The sequence below is a fragment of the Gryllotalpicola sp. genome (genome assembly GCF_027352875.1).
In the GTDB taxonomy this organism is placed as follows: Bacteria; Actinomycetota; Actinomycetes; order Actinomycetales; family Microbacteriaceae; genus Gryllotalpicola.
The window spans coordinates 44,475-64,332 of sequence record NZ_DAIEII010000006.1 but is presented as its reverse complement, the minus strand read 5'-3'; the positions used below and the strand labels follow the sequence as shown (position 1 = coordinate 64,332).

Sequence of the window (19,858 nt, the reverse complement as noted above, 5' to 3'; positions counted from 1 at the left end):
TCAACTCTCAGTGGAAGAAGTGGCGTTCGCCGGTGAAGTACATGGTTACCCCGGCGGCCTGTGCGGCGGCTATGACGTCCTCGTCGCGGATCGAGCCGCCGGGCTGCACGATCGCGGCGACGCCGGCGTCGATGAGGATCTGCGCGCCGTCGGCGAAGGGGAAGAACGCATCGGAGGCCGCGACCGCGCCGCGGGCGCGCTCGACGCCGTCGGCGAGGGTGTTGGCGCGCTCGACCGCGAGATGGCAGGAATCCACCCGGTTGACCTGCCCCATGCCGACGCCGACGGAGGCGCCGTCCTTGGCGAGCAGGATCGCGTTCGACTTCGCGGCGCGCACCGCGCGCCAGGCGAACTCGAGGTCGGCGAGGGCCTGTCCGTCGGCCGGGTCGCCCGAGACGAGCTGCCAGCCCGCCGAGATCGACCCCGCGGGGAGGACATCCGCCTGCTGCACGAGCACGCCGCCGGAGATCTGCTTGAACTCGTAAGGCGCACGGGCGTAGCCCGCAGGCAGCTGCAGGATGCGCAGGTTCTTCTTTGTCTGCAGCAGCTCGAGCGCCGCGGGCTGGTACGAGGGCGCGACGATGACCTCGGTGAAGATGCCCTTCACCGTCTCGGCGAGGGCGAGCGTGACCTCGCGATTGGCGGCGATGACGCCGCCGTACGCGCTCACCGGGTCGCACTCGTGGGCCTTGCGGTGTGCGTCCGCGATGTCGGGGGCCGTCGCTATGCCGCAGGGGTTGGCGTGCTTGATGATGGCGACGGCGGGCGTCTCGAAGTCGTACGCGGCTCGCAGTGCGGCATCCGCGTCGGTGTAGTTGTTGTACGACATCTCCTTGCCGCCCAGCTGCATCGCCTGGGCGATGCCCGTGCCCGATTGCAGCGGGCCGACAGCGCCGTCGCGGTAGAGCGCGGCGGCCTGATGGGCGTTCTCGCCGTAGCGCAGCACCGCCCCGAGATCGCCCGCGATCGCGACGGAATCGCAAAATGCGTATTCTGCGTAATCGCCGCCGGCGAGGCCGGTCTCTTCGAACCACGCCGACACGGCCGCGTCATAAGACGCCGTGTGGCGGAACGCCTTCGCCGCGAGGCGGCCGCGCAGGGCGAGGTTGGTGCCGCCGAAGTGGATGGCCTCGAGCACCTCCTCGTAGGAATCCGGCGAGACGACGATCGCGACATTGGCGTAGTTCTTCGCGGATGCCCGCACCATGGCTGGCCCGCCGATGTCGATCTGCTCGATGACGTCGTTCCCGACCGCACCGGCGGCGACGGTCTGCTGGAACGGGTAGAGGTTGACGACGACGAGCTGGAACGGCTCGATGCCGAGCTCGGCGAGCTGCTCCTCGTGCGCCTCGAGGCGCAGGTCGGCGAGCAGGCCGGCGTGCACGGCGGGGTGCAGGGTCTTCACCCGGCCGCCGAGCGACTCGGGGAATCCGGTCACCGCGGCGACGTCGGTGACGGCGAAGCCCGCCTGGCGGATGGTCGCGGCCGTCGAGCCGGTCGAGACGATCTCGATGTCGAGCCCGGCGAGCTCGCGGGCGAAGTCGACGAGACCCGTCTTGTCGCTGACGGAGACGAGGGCGCGCGTGACCGGGACGAGGTCGCGCTCGCGGTAGAGGGCGGGATCGGCGGCGTGAGCGCTCATGAGCGGGCGAGCTCCTTCAGGTCGAGGGTGCCGAGGGCGATCGCACGCACCGCGTCGATGAGCAGGCGGCGTTCGACGGGCTTGATGCGGTCGTGGAGAGTGGTCTCGGTGTCGCCCGGCAGCACGGCGACGCGCTCCTGGGCGATGACGGGGCCGGAGTCGACGCCGTTGTCGACGACGATGAGGGATGCCCCGGTCTCGGTCGCCCCCGCGGCGAGCGCGTCGCGCACGCCGCGCGCGCCGGGGAACTCAGGCAGGTAGGCGGGGTGCGTGTTGATGAGGTCCGGAGAGAGCGCGCCGACGACCGCAGGCGGCAGCAGGCGCATGAACCCGCTGAGCACGGTGAGGTCGGGCCGCCACTGCTCGATCTGGCTGAGCAGCTCGTCGCCCCAGTCCGCGCGGTTGCCGAAGTCCTCCAGGGCGACGGTGAAGGTCGGGATGCCGAACTCGGCGGCCACGTCCAGGCCGCCCGCGTCGGGCCGATCGGAGCCCACCGCGACGACCCGCGCGGGGTAGTCAGCCGTCGCCGCCGCTTCCAGCAGCGCGCGGAGGTTGGACCCGCCCCCCGACACGAGCGCCACGACGGAAAGCACCCGCCCAGACTACCGGCGGCACGAGTTCGCCGAGGAAGACGCCGATGGCCGACTCGAGCGCGGCGAAGAGGCCCACGACGAGGCCGTCCGGCCCCATGCGCTCGAGCACGCCGGGCGCGACCGTGCCGCCGGACCACCACGAGAGCAATCCGGCCGCGATGCCGACGGCGATGCCCGAGCCGACCGCGGCCAGCGCCCTCGTCGAGAGGGCTTCCGTCGAGCGCAGCAGCACTCCCGCCAGCACCCCGGCGAGCACGATCACCAGCACGCCGGCGTACTGCCCTGCCGAGCCGTGGTCGGGCAGGATGCCGAAGAGCGGGAACGCCGGCAGGGTCGCCGGGTGCACCGCGCCCGGCGTCACCGTCATCGCGCCGACCGAGAACCCGGGGCCGGCGAACCAGGCGAGCTGCCAGACGACGGCGTTGGGCAGCAGCGCGAGCTGGGCGAGCGTCAGCGTCGTGCCGCCGAGATAGCCGGACTGGAGGGCCTCGTAGAGCGCGACGACCTGGCCGAAGTGCGTGAAGAGCAGCATCGCGACGGTGAACGCCGCGACGAAGACGGCGATGGCGAGCGCCGCGGTTCCGGCCCGGAGGGACTGCCCGACGACGGTCCGGGCCAGCACCGGCAACGGGATGCGGCCGGGCAGTCCCGCGCCCCGCGCGCGGTCCAGCCCGACGCCGAACGCGATGCCGAGCGCCATGACGAGCGCGGGCAGGATTCCGGCCTGCCACCACACCGGAGCCGCGAGCGGTGCGATCGCGCTGAGCCCGACGAACTGGGCGACGACGAAGAACACGGCGACGGCGGAGATCCCGCCGGCGAGCACCTGGCCCGCCTCCGCCGCCCGCTGGCCGGTGCGCGTTCCCATCGCGAAGGTGAGGAAGGCGATGCCGAGCGCCGCGAAGCCGGCCGTGAAGGGCGGGATCGCCCCCCCGAGGCCGAGGGCGACCGCGGTCGTCTTGTCGAGTGAGACGGTGAGGTCGACGCCGTGGCCGAGCAGCCAGGCATCCACCGACGCCCGCCAGAATTCGGTCCAGTCGGCGGCCATGTGGAACTGGACGGCCCAGACGATGCTCAGCGGGGCGAGTGCGACGCCGATGCCGATGGCGGCGGCGATGAGCGCTTCGAATCCGGCGAGAGAGGCAACGGTCGCACGGTTCACGCCCTGAGCGTATCCGCGCGACCGCTGCCCGAAACGGTGCCTCGCCGCCTATGCGGCGGCGGCGAGGATCTCGCGGAGGAGGGCGGCCGTCTCGGACGGCGTCTTGCCGACCTTGACGCCGGCGGCCTCGAGGGCCTCCTTCTTGGCCTGGGCCGTACCCGCCGAGCCGGAGACGATGGCGCCGGCGTGGCCCATCGTCTTGCCCTCGGGGGCGGTGAAGCCCGCGACGTAGCCGACGACCGGCTTGGTCACGTACTCCGTGATAAACGCCGCGGCGCGCTCCTCGGCGTCGCCGCCGATCTCGCCGATCATGACGATCGCCTCGGTCTCGGGGTCATCCTGGAACGCCTTGAGCGCGTCGATGTGCGTCGTGCCGATGATCGGGTCGCCGCCGATGCCGATGGCGGTCGAGAAGCCGAGATCGCGCAGCTCGAACATCATCTGGTAGGTCAGCGTGCCCGACTTCGAGACGAGACCGATCGGACCCTTGCCCGTGATGTTCGCCGGGGTGATCCCGACGAGCGACTCGCCCGGGGTGATGATCCCGGGGCAGTTTGGGCCGATGATGCGGGTCTTGCCGCCCTTCGCCTTCGCGTACGCCCAGGCCTCGGCCGAGTCGCCGACCGGGATGCCCTCGGTGATGACGACGAGCAGCGAGATGCCTGCGTCGATGGCCTCGATCATCGCGTCCTTGGCGAATGCCGGGGGCACGAAGGCGATCGACACGTCGGCGCCGGTCTCCGCGATGGCCTCGGTGACGCGGCCGAACACGGGCAGCTCGACGGCCGAGCCGTCCTTCGCGGTGTGCGCGACGGTCGTTCCGGCCTTGCGGGCGTTCACGCCACCGACGATCTGGGTGCCGGCCTTGAGCATGAGGGCGGTGTGCTTTGTGCCCTCACCGCCGGTGATGCCCTGGACGATGACCTTGGAATCCTTGTTGAGGAAGATCGACATATCTCTTTCCGTCCTTATGCGTTGGCCAGAGCGGCGGCCTTGTCGGCGCCGTCGTCCATGGTGAGAGCCAGAGTGACAAGCGGGTGCGCGGCGGCGGTGAGGATGGCGCGGCCTTCCTCGACCTGGTTGCCGTCGAGGCGTACGACGAGAGGCTTGTTGGCCTCGGACCCGAGGATCTCGAGGGCCTTGACGATGCCGTTGGCGACGGCCACGCACGAGGTGATGCCGCCGAAGACGTTGACGAACACGCTCTTGACCTGCGGGTCGCCGAGGATGACGTCGAGGCCGGCGGCCATGACCTCGGCCGAGGCGCCGCCGCCGATGTCGAGGAAGTTCGCCGGCTTCACGCCGCCGTGGTTCTCGCCCGCGTAGGCGACGACGTCGAGGGTGGACATGACCAGGCCCGCGCCGTTGCCGATGATGCCGACGCTTCCGTCGAGCTTGACGTAGTTGAGGCTGTGCTCCTTGGCCTTCGCCTCGAGCGGGTCCGCGGAGGCCGCATCGACGAGCGCCTCGTGGTCGGGGTGGCGGAACTCGGCGTTGTCGTCGAGGGTGACCTTGCCGTCGAGGGCGATGATGTCGCCCGAGCCGGTGAGGACGAGCGGGTTGACCTCGACGAGTGTGGCGTCCTCGCCGTGGTAGACGTCGTAGAGCTTCTCGAAGACGGGCACGACCTTGGCGACGAGGTCGTCGGGGAAGCCGGCGGCCTTCGCGATCTCGGCGGCCTTGGCGGCGTCGATGCCGACGAGCGGGTCGACCTCGATGCGGGCGAGCGCCTCGGGCTTCTCGACGGCGAGCTGCTCGATCTCCATGCCGCCCTCGACGCTGCTCAGCGAGAGGTAGGAGCGGTTCGCGCGGTCGAGGAGCACCGAGAAGTAGAACTCGCGCTGGATGTCCGCACCGCCGGCCACCATGACGCGCTTGACGACGTGGCCCTTGATGTCGAGGCCGAGGATGGCTTGCGCCGCCGTGAAGGCGTCGTCGGGGGTCTTGGCGACCTTGACGCCGCCGGCCTTGCCGCGACCGCCCACCTTGACCTGGGCTTTGACGACGGTGACGCCTCCCAGCTTCTCCGCGGCCGCACGCACCTCGTCGGGCGTGTCGGCGACGATGCCGGGAAGGACGGGGACCCCGTACTTCTCGAACAGGTCACGGGCCTGATACTCGTAAAGATCCACGGCTGTCCACTCTCTTGATATCGAGATATTTCCAGCGATCGACTCTACCCCTCCGACTGATCCGTTTTCGCCGCGTCCAGAGGCAGCTCGGCGGTGAGCAGCGCACCTCCGAGAGTCTCGCCCTGGCGCAGTTCGAGGTGGCCGCCGAGCATGTCGAGACGGTGCCCCAGCAGACCCAGTCCGTTGAGGTGCGGCTCGGCGGGCAGGCCCGTGCCGTCGTCTTCGACCTCGATGGTCACCGCGCCGTCCGCGTAGCCCAGGGCGACCCGCAGCTTCGAGGCGTGCCCGTGCCGGAGCGCGTTGGAGACCCCCTCCTCGATGATGCGGATGAGGTTGAGACGCTGGGGCTCTGTCATGACGCGCGCGTAGGTGTCGATCTCGTTGACGGCCGGCGCGATCGAGAGGTCGACGAGGATCGTCGACGGCACTCGCCGGACCATGATGCGCACCGCCTGCACGAGCCCGACCTCGAGGCCGTCGGGGTAGAGCATCTGGCTCATCTCGCGCACATCGACCTGGCGGAGCTGATCGAGGTCGCCGCGCAACGCGAAGAGGTCGGCGACCGCCCCGTTGCGCGAGCCGCCCTCGGTGATCTGGCGGACGACCTGGTCGATGCGGGCGCCGACGAGCACGAGGCGCTGCTGCACGCTGCCGTGGAGACCTTCCGCGACATCCCGGCGCACCCGGAGCTCCTCCGACTGCATGGCAGCGAGCGCCGCCGTCGCGCGCGCCTCGTGCGAGACGCTGCGCACCCGCTCTTCGCGCAGCCTGCGACTCGTCGTGGACAGCATCCCGGCGAACGTGACGGCGAGGGCGTCGGCGAACACGCCGAGCAGGAACTCGATGACCGGCGCGGTCGGCGGCGCGACGATGAGCACTCCGAGCGCGTACTCGAGCAGGATCCAGACGCTGCTGCCGACCACGCCGAGGCCGATGTTGCGCAGGATGGCGCTCGGGCCGCGCAGGAAGACGAGGCGCGGGATCGCGAAGACGAGCATGAGCGCGACGAGGCCCGCGATGCCGGCGATCAGGCGCCTCAGGAGATACCACCCGATGACGGAGAGGGGTGCCGGGAAGTCGCTGAAGTGGACGAGCGTGCTCTGCAGGGCGTCGCCGAGGACGAAGAACGCCGCGATGATGGCGGAAGCCGCACGGAGTGTACGGGCGAAGCTCAGCCGCTCTTTCGCCGCCCTCGCATCCCGCCGCTGGGCGTCAGAAGTCATGCCTCGAGGTCTCCTCGATGAACCGCAGCACCGCGGAGACCCGCTGGTTGCGCCCCCGCGGAAGGCCCAGCGAGGCGTAGATCGCGTTGATGTGGTTCTCGACGGAGCGCGACGAGATGCCGAGCTTCTCGCCGATGCCTTCGTTGGTGAGACCGGCCGCCACGTGGCGCAGCACCTCGTACTGCCGATCGCTGAGCACCGACAGGCTCGACCCCGCGCGCGGGAAGGCGCCCTCGGCGAGCGCGGGGTCGATGACGGTGATGCCGCGGGCGGTCGACTGGATCGCGCGCATGAGAACGTCGACCGACGTGGTGGAATTCTTCGAAAGGTAGCTCCACCCCGCCCGCACGTCTTCGGGAAGGTCGAGGAGGAGCTCCATGACGTCATGGCTCGAGAGCAGCAGCACGCCGAGGTTCGGATCCTTGCGGCACAGCGAGACGCCGAGAGCGAGACCGTTGCCATCGGAGAGGTGCACGTCGAGGACGGCGACGTCGATGGTGCCGGGCTGGAACTCGGCCCGTGCCGAGGACGCGCCGTCGGCGATGAGCACGACCTCGACCCCCTCCTGCGCACGCAGCAGCGTGACGATCATGTCGCGGTACAGCGGCTGATCTTCGACGACAGCGACCCGAACCACAGGACCTCTCAGATTTTCTCTATTGGAGCGATCCTAATGAGGAGTTTCTTCGCACCGACGGCATCGAAGACCACGTGCGCAATGCGTTTCGCCCCTGCGCCGGTCACCTCGGTCACCTGGCCGTCGCCGAAGTCGACGTGCCGGATGCGATCGCCGGGGTTCAACTCGAGGTCGCCGTTGTCGCGCACCGCCCCGCTGACCGGATTGGGCCACTGCGCTTTGGGGCGCGGCGGAAGCGCCGGAGAGGCGAGGGAGGCGCCCTGATCGGCGCCCGGGCGCCGAGCGTTGAGGGCACGGGATTGCGCGCCGCCGCGGCCGTTCGCCTGGCCGGGCGACTGGCGCCAGTCGATGAGGTCGGCGGGGATCTCCTGAAGGTAGCGGCTCGGCATCGCGACCGCGGTGTCGCCGAACTGGGAGCGCGTCATCGCGAGGGTGAGGTAGAGCCGCTGGCGCGCGCGCGTGATGCCGACGTAGAACAGCCGGCGCTCCTCGGCGAGCCCGCCGGGCTCGCCGGCCGAGATGCGGTGGGGCAGCAGGTCCTCCTCGACGCCGGTGATGAAGACGGCGTCGAACTCGAGGCCTTTGGCGGTGTGCAGCGTCATGAGCGAGACGGTGCCGTCCTCGGAATCCAGCTCGTCCGCCGCGGCGACGAGCTGCACCTCGGTGAGGAAGTCGACGAGCGTGCCGCCAGCGTTCGCCCGCGCGAACTCGCGGGTGACGGAGACGAGCTCCTCGACGTTCTCGGCGCGCGCCTCGTCCTGCGCGTCGCGAGTGGCGCGCAGCGAGGCGAGCAGCCCCGAGCCCTCGAGGAGGTGCACGAGCAGGTCGGCGACCGACTTCCGCCCCTGCGGCAGCGCGGGGTCGATCAGGCGCGCGCCCTCGTCGAGCAGCTCGGAGAGGGCGGTGATCGACGCCGTCGCCTTGGCGCCGAGGCCGAGATCGGATGCCGCACGCAGGGCGTCGCGGAAGCTGAGGTCGTTGTCCTCGGCGAAACGGGCGAGCTGCGTCACCGTCGCCTCGCCGATGCCGCGCTTGGGGGTGTTGACGATGCGCCTGAGCGCGAGGTCGTCGGCGGGGTTCGCCACGCTCGTGAGGTAGGCGAGGGCGTCCTTGATCTCGGCGCGCTCGTAGAACTTCGTGCCGCCGAGGATGCGGTACGGCACCGCGGCGCGGATGAAGATCTCCTCCAGCGCGCGGGTCTGAGAGTTCGTCCGGTAGAACACGGCCATCTCGTCGTAGGGGATGCCGCCGCGGTGCAGCGCCTCGATCTCGTCGGCGACGAACTGCGCCTCGTCGTGGGCGCTGAACCCGGTGTAGCCGGCGATCTTCTCGCCGGGGCCGCCGGCGCTCCAGAGGTTCTTCGCCTTGCGGTCGAAGTTGTGGGCGATGACGGAGTTGGCAGCGGAGAGGATGTTCTGGCTCGAGCGGTAGTTCTGCTCGAGGAGGACGACCTTGGCGCCCGGGTAGTCGTGCTCGAACTCGGTGATGTTGCGGATGTCGGCGCCGCGGAACGCGTAGATCGACTGATCCGAGTCGCCGACGACGGTGACCGAGGCGCCAGGGATGCCGCCGGACGCGTCGACGAGCGAGTCGACATGCACTCCGTCGGTCTTCAGCTCGGCGACGATGTGCGGCTCGACCGGCCGGGTGAGCTCGCGGACGAGGGCGTACTGGGCGTGGTTGGTGTCCTGGTACTCGTCGACGAGGATGTGCCGGAAACGGCGCTGGTAGAGGGCGGCGACGCGCGGGAACGCGCGGAACAGGTACACCGTCTGGCCGATGAGGTCGTCGAAGTCGAAGGCGTTGGCGCGGACGAGCTCGCGCGAGTAGTCACGGAAGAGCTCGAGGAAGAGCGCCTCCTTGGGGTCGTCGGTGTTCACCGAGCGCGCGTAGCTCTCGTAGTCCATGAGATCGTTCTTGAGCTTCGAGATCTTGGCGGCGACGTTGCCGGGGGTGAAGCCGAAGGTGTCGGCCTCGCGCTCGCGGATGATGCGCTTGAGCAGCGCGCGGGTGTCGCCGGAGTCGTAGATGGTGAACGACTGGGTGAAGCCGAAGTGCTGCGCCTCGCGGCGCAGGATGCGCACGCAGGCGGAGTGGAACGTCGAGATCCACATACCGTCTGCAGCCTCGCCGAGCAGTCCCTCGACGCGCTCGCGCATCTCGGCGGCGGCCTTGTTGGTGAAGGTGATGGCGAGGATCTGGCTCGGCCACGCCTCGCGCGAGCCGATGAGGCTCGCGATGCGGCGAGTCAGGACGTTGGTCTTGCCCGATCCTGCACCCGCCACGATGAGCAGTGCCCGGCCGCGGTACTCGACCGCCTCGCGCTGCTCGGGGTTGAGACCGTCGAGCACGGCATCGGGCGAGAAGAACGCGGGCGTCGACATTGCCACTTCAGCCTAGTTCTGCGCGCCGACGCCACGGCCGGGCCCTAGGACGCGGTGACCGAAAGGGTGTCGCGCACCGCGGCCGCGAGGTCGGGGTGGTCGGCGAAGACCCCGTCGACGCCCGTTGTCAGGATGGCCCGGAACTCCTGCTGCCACGCGCCGAACGCGGCATCCGCGTCGCCGCGACGGTGGGCCGGGGCGAGGAAGGCGTTCTCGGGCCGCAGCGTCCAGGCGAACACGGCGAGCCCGTCCGCGTGAGCGAGGTCGACGAGTTCGGGACGCGCGTGCCCCTCGGCGTCGAGCAGCAACGCCCTCTCGACGCTGACACCCTCGAGATCGCCTGCGGTGAGGTCGACGAGGGCCTCGGCTGTCTCGGTGAGGAGCACCCGGGTGCCCCGCACGCCGCGCTTTCTCACCTTCGCGAGCACAGGTCGCTCGAAGGACTCGATGACGAGGCGCGAGGTCTCGGCGCTCCAGCCGGCGTCCTGCACGGCCTGGGCGAAGAGGTCGTCGAGGGGCAGCCCGAGATCCTCGAAGTAGGCCGGGTGCTTGAGCTCGGCGACGAGGCCGAAGGGGCGGTCCTCCCTCTCGGCGGCGGCGTCGACGATGTCGAAGAGGCTGGACAGCTTGAGGATGGGGAACTGGCCATCGAAGCTCGAGCTCGCCTGGCGCAGCGCGCCGAGGCGCTCCCTCGCCCGCAGCAGCGCCAGCTCGGGCCAGCTGAAGTCCTCGACGAACCATCCGGTGAGCGTCACGCCGTCCACTTCCTTGGTGGTGCGGCGGCGTGCGAACTCGGAGTGGGCGGCCACGTCGGTCGTCTCGGAGAGTTCGATGTCGTGGCGGATGACGAGCACGCCGTCCTTCGTCGCGACGATGTCCGGCTCCACCGCATCGGCGCCGAGCTGGAAGGCGAGCTCGTAGGCGCTGCGGGTGTGCTCAGGGCGGTAGCCGGACGCGCCCCGGTGTCCGATGACGATCGGTGAGGGGTGCCCGCGCATGTCGCCGATGCTAGCGACGGAGTGTTACAGGGGGAAGCACGGAGAAGGGCGAAGCGGCACGCGAAAGGCGCCGAAGAGCGGATCCCGCGCCTTTCGGCGCCTTTCGCTGCGGCTCAGCCGCGCTTCAGCGAGGCGCAAGACGGCGAATGCCCGGCAAACCGGCTGCCGCCGACCCGCTGCTGATCGCTGAAGACCTCGTTGAACCAGCCGTGCTTCGTTGCGTGGCGATAGCGCGGCCTTCGCCTGATCCGGTCACTCCCACTCGATGGTGCCCGGCGGCTTCGAGGTCACGTCGAGCACGACGCGGTTGACCCCGGCGACCTCGTTGGTGATGCGGGTCGACACCTTGGCGAGCACGTCGTAGGGCAGGCGCGTCCAGTCGGCCGTCATGGCGTCCTCGCTCGACACCGGACGCAGCACGATGGGGTGCCCGTAGCTGCGGCCGTCGCCCTGCACGCCCACCGAGCGCACGTCGGCGAGCAGCACGACGGGGCACTGCCAGATCTCATCGTCGAGGCCCGCCGCGGTCAATTCGGCGCGCACGATGGCGTCCGCCTCGCGCAGCAGGTCGAGCCGGTCGCGCGTCACCTCGCCGACGATGCGGATGCCGAGGCCGGGGCCGGGGAACGGCTGGCGGGCGACGATCACCTCGGGCAGGCCAAGCTCGCGGCCGATGGCGCGCACCTCGTCCTTGAAGAGGGCGCGCAGCGGCTCGACGAGCTCGAACCGCAGGTCCTCGGGCAATCCGCCGACGTTGTGGTGGCTCTTGATGTTCGCCGTGCCGGCCCCGCCGCCCGACTCGACGACATCGGGGTAGAGGGTGCCCTGCACGAGGAACCGCACCGGATCGCCGCCCTCGGCCGCGGCCTCGGCGACCAGGTCGGCCTGGGCGCGCTCGAAGGCGCGGATGAACTCGCGGCCGATGATCTTGCGCTTCGCCTCGGGGTCGGTGACGCCGGCGAGCTCGGCGAGGAACACCTCGGACGCGTCGACGGTGACGAGGCGGATTCCCGTCGCCGCGACGTAGTCGCGCTCGACCTGCTCGCGCTCGCCGCCCCGCAGCAGGCCGTGGTCGACGAAGACGCAGGTGAGCTGGTCGCCGACGGCCCGGTGGACGAGCGCGGCGGCGACGGCGGAATCCACCCCGCCCGACAGGCCGGCGATGACGCGCGCCGACCCGACCTGCTCGCGGATGCGCGCGACCTGGGTCTCGATGACGTTCTCGCTGTTCCAATCGGCGGGGATGCCCGCCGCGCGGTGCAGGAAGTTCTCGATAACCCGCTGGCCGTACTGCGAGTGCTTGACCTCGGGATGCCACTGCACGCCGTAGCAGCGCCGCGCGTCGTTGGCGAACGCCGCGACGGGCGTCGACGCGGTCGAGGCGAGCACCGAGAAGCCCGCGGGGGCCTTGGCGACCGAGTCGCCATGGCTCATCCAGGCGATCTGATCGCCGGGCTGACCGTCGAGGATCGTGCCACCCTCGGTGACGGTCACTTCGGTCGAGCCGTACTCGCGCGCGCCGGTCTGCGCGACCTCGCCGCCGAGCGCCTGCGCCATGACCTGGAAGCCGTAGCAGATGCCGAGCGTCGGGATGCCGAGGTCGAACACCCGCGCGTCGAAGGCGGGCGCCCCCTCCTCGTACACGCTCGACGGCCCGCCCGAGAGGATGATGCCCGCCGGCTGCTTCGCGGCAATCTCCTCGGCGGTAGCCGAGTGGGGCACGATCTCCGAATAGACCCCCGCCTCGCGCACCCGCCGCGCGATGAGCTGGGCGTACTGGGCGCCGAAGTCGACGACGAGGACGGGGTGCCGCTCGCTCACACGCCGCCTTCCGCGGCGGTCCGCGCTGCCTCGTGCTCGGCGAGGTAGCCGCGCACCTGCCTGCTGATGATGGCCTCGACGATGAACGACATGAACGGGATGACGCCGCCGAGGGCGACCTGCACGAACTTCGTGAAGGGCATCCGCATCAGGCTCCAGAGCCGGAAGTCGGCGAAGAGGTAGAGCACGTAGAGCCAGCCGTGGGCGATGAGCACCCCGATGGAGACGTTGACGCCGTGGTAGTAGATGTCGTTCGGGCCTACCGGCAGGAGCGCGACGAGCGGCTCGTGGGGCGCGAAGGCGTACACCCAGTAGCCGAAGCCGTACCTGACGATCATCTCGATCACGAGCAGCAGCAGCATGATGCCGGTGATGTACGCGGTGACCTGGTAGAGCCGCAGCGCCGCTGGCATCTTGGGCAGGTCGACGTCGCGCGGGCGCGCGCCTTTGACGCTCCGCAGCTGCTCGAGGAGGCGGCTGAAATACGTGCCCTCATCACTCAACTGCGTCACCCTCCGAGTTTAGTTTCATGTCCTCGAGCTCGCGCTCGTACACATCGCGGGTGACGCGATACCAGAGGTAGAGCGCGAAGCCCGCGAAGAGCGCCCACTCGGCCGCGTAGAAGGCGTTGAGCCAGTCGATCGCGGTCTGCGCGTAGGGCGGCGGCGAGTAGATCGCATCGAGGCCGGCCGGAATGTTGTCGCGGGCCACGAGGTAGGCCTCGTAGACCGGCACCGCGGGCTGCTTCCACACGTTGACGAGCAGCGCGACGGCGACGTCGTCCATGCGCGGCGGGTCGCCGACGAGGGAGTCCTGAGGCTGCTCGGGCGGGTCGGTGGGCAGCAGCCGGCCGGTGAGGGTGAGTGGAAGATTCCGTCCCGACGGATTCGGCGACGCGGGCTCCGCGTCGAGCCGCTGCTGCACGCTCTTCGCCGTGGCCGCATCGCTCGTGAATCCGAGCGCGACGGCGAGAGATGCCGTCGCGCCGCCGCTCCCGTCGGGCACGATCGCATGCCCGAGAATCCAGTAGCCGGTGTCGGAGCCGTTGTTGTTGCGGCCCGTCGAGACGACGAAGTCACCGGCCGCCCAGGTCACATCGGATACCGTGACGAGTTGACCCACCCGGTTGTCGGCGATCGCGACGCCGGGCTGCAGCGCGGAGTCCAGCGGGACGGTCGCCTCGGTGACAGTCGGCCCGGCCTGGCCCGACGCGATGGCGCGCCCGAGCTGCCACTGGCCGAGCCAGGCGAAGATGCCGGCCACGGCGAGCGCGAGCAGGAGCGCGATGATCCACCGCGGCCGCACCATGACGCTGACGAGGCGGAGGTCGCCGGGATGCCTCGGGCTCATTCGCGCTCCTCTTCAGCCTCGCCCCGCATCGCCTGTTCGATGATGGGGTCCAGGGCGATAGTGGCACGGGTTGCTCGGAGTTCCTCGGCGGTACGCTGCGCCGTCGACGTGCGCGGCCCGGCGAGGTGGCCGATGCGCTCGGAGTTCGCCGCGAACAGCGGACCCGCGATCGCCATGACGAGCACGTAGAGGCCGGCGAACGGGGTGAGGCGGGGGTCGAGACCCGCGCCGACGGCGAGCGTGGCAAGAATGAGCGTGAACTCGCCGCGGCTGGTGAGGATGGCGGCGATGTTGATGCCCTCGCGCCGGTGCAGCCCGTTGAGCCGTGCGATGACGAGACCCGAGACGACGTTGAGCAGCAGAGTGCCGACGACCGCGATGGCCACCTCGCCGACCACCGAGCCGAACTTGCCGATGTCGAGCGCGAGACCGAAGTTGAGGAAGAAGAAGGCGCCGAACACGTCGCGCAGCGGCTCGGACAGGCGCTGGATGCGGGCGGCGTTCCGGGTCGCGCCGAGGACGAGGCCGATGAGGAACGCCCCGATCGCGTCGGTGACGCTGGTGACCTCGCCGAGCCCTGCGAAGAGCACGGCGAGGCCGAAGAAGAGCACGGTGACGAGCTCGTCGTCGTGCGTCGTGAAGAGCCAGTTCACCGGGCGGGCGGCGAAGCGGGCGAGCAGCGTCATGGCGGCGAGGAATCCGATGGCGATGCCGAGCTGCAGCACGATCCCCCACACGTTGCTGCGCCCGGAGAGCACGACGGCGACGACCGCGAGATACACGGCGATGAAGACGTCGCCCACCACCGTCGCGCCGAGGATCACCGGGGTTTCGGCGTTCGCGAGGCGCCGCAGCTCGATGAGCAGCTTCGTGATGATGGCGCTCGACGAGGTGCCCACCATGCCCGCGATGATGAGCGCCTCGCGCGGCCCCCACCCGACGAGGAATCCGAAGAGCAGACCGAGGCCGACGTTGAGCACGATGTAGGCGCCGCCCGAGAGCAGCATGCGGCCGGCACCCGAGATGAAGGCGTCCTGGTCGAACTCGAGCCCGAGGTTGAACAGCAGCAGGATGAGGCCGAACACGGCCACGAGCTCGACGTCGGCCGCCGGGAAGCTCAGGGGGAAGATCTCGGTGTGCGGGCTCGCAAGGACGCCGACGATCATGTAGATCGGCACCGCGGGCAGACCGATGCGTTTGCCGAGACGACCCAGGACGTAGGCGATGACGAAGAGCGCGCCCAGTACGAGCAGGTCGTCAGACATGATGCGCGGGTGCGACCACTTCGCCGGTGCGGAAGAAACTGAATGCCTTGGCGACCTTCTCGGGACTTCCGGCGACGACGAGCGTGTCGCCGGGGAAGACCTTGAAGTCGCTGGACGGGGCCGGGTTCGCCGACTCGCCCCGGACGACGGCGACGACCGTGAGGCCGGCGAGGCCGTGGTCGGCCGGGCTGCCGAGCGCCTGCCCGGCGATGTGGTCGTCGTAGTCGACGGTGAACCAGTCGATCGACAGGCCGGGGATCTGGTCGAGGGCGGTGAGCGTCTCGGTGATGTGCGTGCCGCCGAGCAGTTCGGCGAGGGTGTGCGCCTCGTCCTCGCTGAGACGCAGGCTCACCTTGGCGACGTCGGCACTGTCGGAGTCGTCGCTGAAGCTGATGAGATCGCTGTGGCCGCTGCGGTGCGCGATGACGCCCACCTTGCCGCCGTCGGCGGTGACAAAGGTGTGCAGCACACCGACGCCGGGCAGCTTGACCCGTTTGACCTCGACCATGGCGCTCCTCTCGCGGCCAGTCTACGAGTCGGGGGCGGAGAGCCTCACCCGGTCGGCTGAAGCGTCGTCAGGTTGCTGCTGCGAGGCGATTTCGGCCTCGACGCGCTTGAGGTAGAGGTCGACTTCCTTCTTGACGCGGGATGGATTCCAGCCGAGCTCGGCGCCCATGAGCTTCGCCGCGACGGGTGCGGCGCTCACGCCGCGGTCCCATGCCTCGATGGAGATGCGGGTGCGGCGCGCGAGCACGTCGTCGAGGTGCAGCGCCCCTTCGTGCGTCGCCGCGTAGACGATCTCGGCGCCGAGGTAGTCGTCGGCGCCGGGAAGCGGCTCGGCGAGCTCGGGACGCTCGGCGATGAGTTCGACGAGGTCCTCGGCGAGCACGCCGTAGCGGTCGAGCAGGTGCTCGACGCGGCTGACGTGGATTCCGGCGCGCTTGGCGATCCGCGCGCGCGAGTTCCATGCCGCCGGGTACCCCTCCGCGCCCACCAGCGCGATCTCGGCCGTGGCCGAGGCGGGGACGCGGTACCGGAAGTCGAGCGCGGCGACGGCGGCGTCGACGGCATCCTTCGCCATCACCCGGTATGTGGTGAACTTGCCGCCGGCGATGACGACGAGGCCCGGCACCGAGTGGGCGACGAGGTGCTCGCGGCTGAGCTTGCTCGTCTCCTCGCTCTCGCCGGCGAGCAGCGGGCGCAGCCCGGCGTAGACGCCCTCGACGTCCTCACGGGTGAGCTTCACGGCGAGTACCTCGTTGACGTGCGCGAGGAGGTAGTCGATGTCGGCCGCAGTGGCGGCGGGATGGGCCTTGTCGAGGCGCCAGTCGGTGTCGGTCGTGCCGATGAGCCAGTGGCGGCCCCAGGGGATGACGAAGAGCACGCTCTTCTCGGTGCGCAGCAGCAGCCCCGTGTTCGACTGGAAGCGGTCGCGCGGCACGACGAGGTGCACGCCCTTGGACGCCCGGACGTGGAACTGCCCGCGCGCCCCGACGAGCGACTGCGTCTCGTCGGTCCACACCCCGGTCGCGTTGATGACCTGCCGGGCGCGGATCTCGAAGGCGGTGTCCGTCTGCAGGTCGCGCGCGTGCACGCCGACGACCCGCTCGCCGACCTTGAGGAAGCCCTCCACCGCGACGCGGCTCGCGACCTGCGCGCCGTAGGACGCCGCCGTCCGGACGAGGGTGGCGACGTAGCGGGCGTCGTCCACCTGGGCGTCGTAGTAGACGAGGCCGCCGATGAACGCATCGGGCCTGAGCCCGGGCGCAAGACGGCGCAGCTGCCCGCGGCTGAGATGCCGATGGTGCGGAACACCCGGCGGGCGCAGGCCGGTGTACGAGAACGCGTCGTAGAGCAGCATCCCGGCGCCGACGTATGCCCGTTCGAGAATGGGCTTCGTCAGCGGGTAGAGGAAGCGCACCGGCTTCACGAGGTGCGGGGCGATGCGCTCCAGCAGCAGCCCGCGCTCGACGAGCGCTTCGCGCACCAGGCGGAAGTCGAACTGCTCGAGATAGCGGATGCCGCCGTGGATGAGCTTCGACGATCGGCTCGACGTGCCGCTCGCCCAGTCCCGCTGCTCGACGAGGCCGACGGTGAGGCCGCGGGTCGCAGCGTCCAGCGCGGCACCGGCCCCGACGATGCCGCCGCCCACGACGAGGACGTCGAGCTCATCCGCCTGGAGCGCGGCGATCGCGGCGTCGCGCTCGTCCGGGCCCAGCTTCGAGGAGTAGGTCAGCATGGTTCAGCGGGGGGTGTACGGCGCGACGACGACCTCGACGCGCTGGAACTCCTTGAGATCCGAGTAGCCCGTCGTCGCCATCGAGCGGCGCAGCGCACCGACGAGGTTCGCCGTGCCGTCGCTCACCGTCGCCGGGCCGTAGAGGATCTCCTCGAACGTGCCGACCTGGCCGACCGGCATCCGCCGCCCGCGCGGCAGTTCGCTGTGGCGCGCCTCGGCGCCCCAGTGCCAGCCGCCGCCGGGCGCCTCGGTGGAGCGGGCGAGGGTGGTGCCGAGCATGACGGCATCCGCCCCGCACGCGATCGCCTTGACGATGTCGCCGGAGGTGCCGAGGCCGCCGTCGGCGATGACATGGACGTAGCGGCCGCCCGACTCGTCCAGGTAGTCGCGGCGCGCGCCCGCGACGTCGGCGATCGCGGTCGCCATCGGTGCGTGAATGCCCAAGGTCGCGCGCGTCGTCGAGGCTGCGCCGCCGCCGAAGCCCACGAGCACTCCCGCCGCCCCCGTGCGCATGAGGTGCAGGGCCGCGGTGTAGGTGGCGGCCCCGCCGACGATGACGGGCACGTCGAGCTCGTAGATGAACTTCTTGAGGTTGAGCGGCTCGCGGTTCTTGGCGACGTGCTCGGCCGAGACGGTCGTGCCGCGGATGACGAAGAGATCGACGCCTGCGGCGACCACGGTCTCGTAGAACTCCTGCGTGCGCTGCGGCGAGAGGGCGCCGGCGACGGTGACGCCTGCGGCGCGGATCTCGGCGAGGCGGTCGCGGATGAGCTCGGCCTTGATGGGCGCCGAGTAGATCTCCTGAAGACGCCGCGTTGCGGATTCTTGCGGAAGGTCGCGGATCTCCTCGAGCAGCGGCTCGGGGTCGTCATAGCGGCCCCAGAGGCCCTCGAGGTCGAGCACGCCGAGGCCGCCGAGGCGGCCGATCGCGATCGCCGTCGCGGGCGAGACGACGGAGTCCATCGGGGCCGCAAGGAACGGGATCTCGAACGTGTAGGCGTCGATCGTCCATGTCACGGAGACGTTCTCCGGGTCGCGCGTGCGGCGGCTCGGGACGATCGCGATGTCGTCGAATGCGTATGCCCGACGAGCCCGCTTGGAGCTGCCGATCTCGATCTCCATGCGCCTAGCCTATTGTCGTGCTGAGTTGTGTCGGCCGCGCTACGGCCGGGTCTGAGCGCGCGTCACGGTGCATGCTCCACGCTACTCGGACCAAGCAGGAGCGCACGTAGAGTCGTGGACATGGCGATTGAGAAGGCGCAGGCGGAGCCTTTGGAGAAGCTGCGGCAGCGCCGCAGCTCCAAGTGGACAACGTACCCGCCGGATGTCCTGCCCCTCTGGGTCGCCGAGACGGACTACCCGCTCGCCCCGGCCATCGCCTCCGCCCTGCATGCCGCCGTCGACCGGAACGACACCGGCTACGTCGGGCGCACCACCGACGTCGCCGACGCATTCGCCGGCTTCACCGCGCGGCACTGGGGCTGGCAGGTCAACCCCCGCCGCACCCTCACCACCACCGACGTCAGCGTCGTCATCGTGGAGTCGCTGCGCGCGCTCATCGAGCCCGGCGACGGCGTCATCATCACCCCGCCGGTCTACCCGCCCTTCTTCGACCTCATCCCCGAGGCAGGCGGCAAAGTCGTCGAGGTGCCACTGGTGGATTCCGGAACCCGGTGGTCTCTCGACCTCGAGGGCATCGAGCGCGCGATCGCCTGGGGTGCGAAGGGCGTGCTGCTGTGCAATCCGCACAACCCCCTCGGCCTCGTGCACTCGCGCGAGCAGCTCACCGCCCTCGCGGAGATCGTGGAACGCTACGGCGCGTTCGTCGTCTCCGATGAGATCCACGCCCCGCTGGTGCATGGCGACGCGGTCTTCACTCCCTACCTCAGCGTGCCGGATGCCGCCGAGCACGCCATCGCCGCGCACTCGGCGAGCAAGGCGTTCAACCTCGCGGGGCTCAAGTGCGCGCTCTTCGTCACCGAGGGCGATCGGATGACCGCGGTCGTGCGCGGACTGTGGGGCGAGGTGCGCTCCCGCACCGGGCATTTCGGGCGGCTCGCGACGGCGGCGGGCTACGCCGACGGCGACGACTATCTCGCGGGCGTCGTCGCGGCGATCGAGGACAACCGTCTGCTGCTCACGACCCTGCTCGAGGAGCATCTGCCGCTGGCGAAGTACCGTCAGCCGAAGGCGAGCTACCTCGCCTGGGTCGACCTCGGCGCCTACGAGGAGCAGCTCACCGACGACCCGGCGAAGGTCATCCTCTCGAAGGCGCGCATCGCCCTCTCGGCCGGCGGCGGTTTCGGGGCCCAAGGCCGCGGCCACGTCCGCATCAACCTCGCCTGTGCGCCCGAGGTGCTCACCGAGGCGATTCAGCGCGTCGCCGCGCTCGTCTAGGGCTGGCGCTCCGCG

General features: G+C 70.3%; 17 protein-coding genes. 1 reads left to right on the top strand and 16 read right to left on the bottom strand.

Annotated features, from left to right (window positions below):
* Positions 1–7: 7 nt before the first annotated feature.
* The 16 genes from purH to M7D61_RS00890 all read right to left on the bottom strand — a co-directional run bounded on the left by purH (position 8) and on the right by M7D61_RS00890 (position 18,568).
* A complete protein-coding gene (gene purH / locus M7D61_RS00965) occupies positions 8–1,642 on the bottom strand; it encodes a bifunctional phosphoribosylaminoimidazolecarboxamide formyltransferase/IMP cyclohydrolase (protein WP_298226679.1) in 1,635 nt (544 codons plus the stop codon).
* The gene (gene purN, locus M7D61_RS00960) at positions 1,639–2,235 is read right to left on the bottom strand and encodes a phosphoribosylglycinamide formyltransferase (RefSeq protein WP_298226677.1); all 597 of its coding nucleotides are present in this window, start codon (positions 2,233–2,235) and stop codon (positions 1,639–1,641) included. The genes purH and purN overlap by 4 nt, the downstream gene beginning before the upstream one ends.
* On the bottom strand, positions 2,159–3,397 hold the full coding sequence (locus tag M7D61_RS00955) for a DUF6350 family protein (protein ID WP_298226675.1): 1,239 nt from the start codon (positions 3,395–3,397) through the stop codon (positions 2,159–2,161). The genes purN and M7D61_RS00955 overlap by 77 nt, the downstream gene beginning before the upstream one ends.
* Positions 3,398–3,445: 48 nt before the next feature.
* Complete coding sequence (sucD, locus tag M7D61_RS00950) at positions 3,446–4,351, bottom strand: succinate--CoA ligase subunit alpha (RefSeq protein ID WP_298226673.1); 906 nt, start codon at positions 4,349–4,351, stop codon at positions 3,446–3,448.
* A 14-nt stretch (positions 4,352–4,365) separates the two neighbouring features.
* Entirely contained in the window at positions 4,366–5,529 is a 1,164-nt protein-coding gene (gene sucC, locus M7D61_RS00945) for an ADP-forming succinate--CoA ligase subunit beta (protein ID WP_298226671.1), read from the bottom strand.
* A 44-nt stretch (positions 5,530–5,573) separates the two neighbouring features.
* A complete protein-coding gene (locus tag M7D61_RS00940) occupies positions 5,574–6,752 on the bottom strand; it encodes an ATP-binding protein (RefSeq protein ID WP_298226669.1) in 1,179 nt (392 codons plus the stop codon).
* Positions 6,742–7,389 carry a response regulator transcription factor gene (locus M7D61_RS00935; protein WP_298226667.1) on the bottom strand — a complete coding sequence of 216 codons (648 nt, stop codon included), beginning with the start codon at positions 7,387–7,389 and terminating at the stop codon, positions 6,742–6,744. Before M7D61_RS00935 ends, M7D61_RS00940 begins: the two co-directional genes overlap by 11 nt.
* A gap of 8 nt (positions 7,390–7,397) precedes the next feature.
* Positions 7,398–9,773 (bottom strand): UvrD-helicase domain-containing protein, encoded by a 2,376-nt coding sequence (locus tag M7D61_RS00930; RefSeq protein ID WP_298226665.1) that lies wholly within the window; start codon positions 9,771–9,773, stop codon positions 7,398–7,400.
* A gap of 44 nt (positions 9,774–9,817) precedes the next feature.
* Positions 9,818–10,771: a glycerophosphodiester phosphodiesterase family protein gene (locus tag M7D61_RS00925; protein ID WP_298226663.1), complete on the bottom strand. Its 954-nt coding sequence runs from the start codon at positions 10,769–10,771 to the stop codon at positions 9,818–9,820.
* A gap of 252 nt (positions 10,772–11,023) precedes the next feature.
* The gene (guaA, locus tag M7D61_RS00920) at positions 11,024–12,592 is read right to left on the bottom strand and encodes a glutamine-hydrolyzing GMP synthase (RefSeq protein ID WP_298226661.1); all 1,569 of its coding nucleotides are present in this window, start codon (positions 12,590–12,592) and stop codon (positions 11,024–11,026) included.
* Positions 12,589–13,104 (bottom strand): DUF3817 domain-containing protein, encoded by a 516-nt coding sequence (locus M7D61_RS00915; RefSeq protein ID WP_298226659.1) that lies wholly within the window; start codon positions 13,102–13,104, stop codon positions 12,589–12,591. Before M7D61_RS00915 ends, guaA begins: the two co-directional genes overlap by 4 nt.
* Positions 13,088–13,942 carry an SURF1 family cytochrome oxidase biogenesis protein gene (locus tag M7D61_RS00910; protein WP_298226657.1) on the bottom strand — a complete coding sequence of 285 codons (855 nt, stop codon included), beginning with the start codon at positions 13,940–13,942 and terminating at the stop codon, positions 13,088–13,090. The genes M7D61_RS00915 and M7D61_RS00910 overlap by 17 nt, the downstream gene beginning before the upstream one ends.
* Entirely contained in the window at positions 13,939–15,207 is a 1,269-nt protein-coding gene (locus tag M7D61_RS00905; protein ID WP_298226655.1) for a cation:proton antiporter, read from the bottom strand. Before M7D61_RS00905 ends, M7D61_RS00910 begins: the two co-directional genes overlap by 4 nt.
* Positions 15,200–15,715, bottom strand: a complete 516-nt coding sequence (locus tag M7D61_RS00900) for a TrkA C-terminal domain-containing protein (protein WP_298226653.1) — start codon at positions 15,713–15,715, stop codon at positions 15,200–15,202. Before M7D61_RS00900 ends, M7D61_RS00905 begins: the two co-directional genes overlap by 8 nt.
* A 21-nt stretch (positions 15,716–15,736) precedes the next feature.
* Positions 15,737–17,446, bottom strand: coding sequence for a glycerol-3-phosphate dehydrogenase/oxidase (locus M7D61_RS00895; RefSeq protein ID WP_298226651.1), 1,710 nt, complete (start codon positions 17,444–17,446; stop codon positions 15,737–15,739).
* A 3-nt stretch (positions 17,447–17,449) separates the two neighbouring features.
* A complete protein-coding gene (locus tag M7D61_RS00890; RefSeq protein ID WP_298226649.1) occupies positions 17,450–18,568 on the bottom strand; it encodes a GuaB3 family IMP dehydrogenase-related protein in 1,119 nt (372 codons plus the stop codon).
* A gap of 120 nt (positions 18,569–18,688) precedes the next feature.
* Here M7D61_RS00890 and M7D61_RS00885 point away from each other — a divergent pair, with 120 nt between their 5' ends.
* Positions 18,689–19,843 (top strand): aminotransferase class I/II-fold pyridoxal phosphate-dependent enzyme, encoded by a 1,155-nt coding sequence (locus M7D61_RS00885; protein ID WP_298226647.1) that lies wholly within the window; start codon positions 18,689–18,691, stop codon positions 19,841–19,843.
* Positions 19,844–19,858: the final 15 nt, after the last annotated feature.

Coding starts and splice junctions, on each gene's coding strand:
- purH (WP_298226679.1), bottom strand. CDS start 1,642: ATGAGCGCTCACGCCGCCGATCCCGCCCTCTACCGCGAGCGCGACCTC.
- sucD (WP_298226673.1), bottom strand. CDS start 4,351: ATGTCGATCTTCCTCAACAAGGATTCCAAGGTCATCGTCCAGGGCATC.
- M7D61_RS00940 (WP_298226669.1), bottom strand. CDS start 6,752: ATGACTTCTGACGCCCAGCGGCGGGATGCGAGGGCGGCGAAAGAGCGG.
- M7D61_RS00930 (WP_298226665.1), bottom strand. CDS start 9,773: ATGTCGACGCCCGCGTTCTTCTCGCCCGATGCCGTGCTCGACGGTCTC.
- M7D61_RS00925 (WP_298226663.1), bottom strand. CDS start 10,771: ATGCGCGGGCACCCCTCACCGATCGTCATCGGACACCGGGGCGCGTCC.
- M7D61_RS00910 (WP_298226657.1), bottom strand. CDS start 13,942: ATGAGCCCGAGGCATCCCGGCGACCTCCGCCTCGTCAGCGTCATGGTG.
- M7D61_RS00905 (WP_298226655.1), bottom strand. CDS start 15,207: ATGTCTGACGACCTGCTCGTACTGGGCGCGCTCTTCGTCATCGCCTAC.
- M7D61_RS00900 (WP_298226653.1), bottom strand. CDS start 15,715: ATGGTCGAGGTCAAACGGGTCAAGCTGCCCGGCGTCGGTGTGCTGCAC.
- M7D61_RS00895 (WP_298226651.1), bottom strand. CDS start 17,446: ATGCTGACCTACTCCTCGAAGCTGGGCCCGGACGAGCGCGACGCCGCG.
- M7D61_RS00890 (WP_298226649.1), bottom strand. CDS start 18,568: ATGGAGATCGAGATCGGCAGCTCCAAGCGGGCTCGTCGGGCATACGCA.
- M7D61_RS00885 (WP_298226647.1), top strand. CDS start 18,689: ATGGCGATTGAGAAGGCGCAGGCGGAGCCTTTGGAGAAGCTGCGGCAG.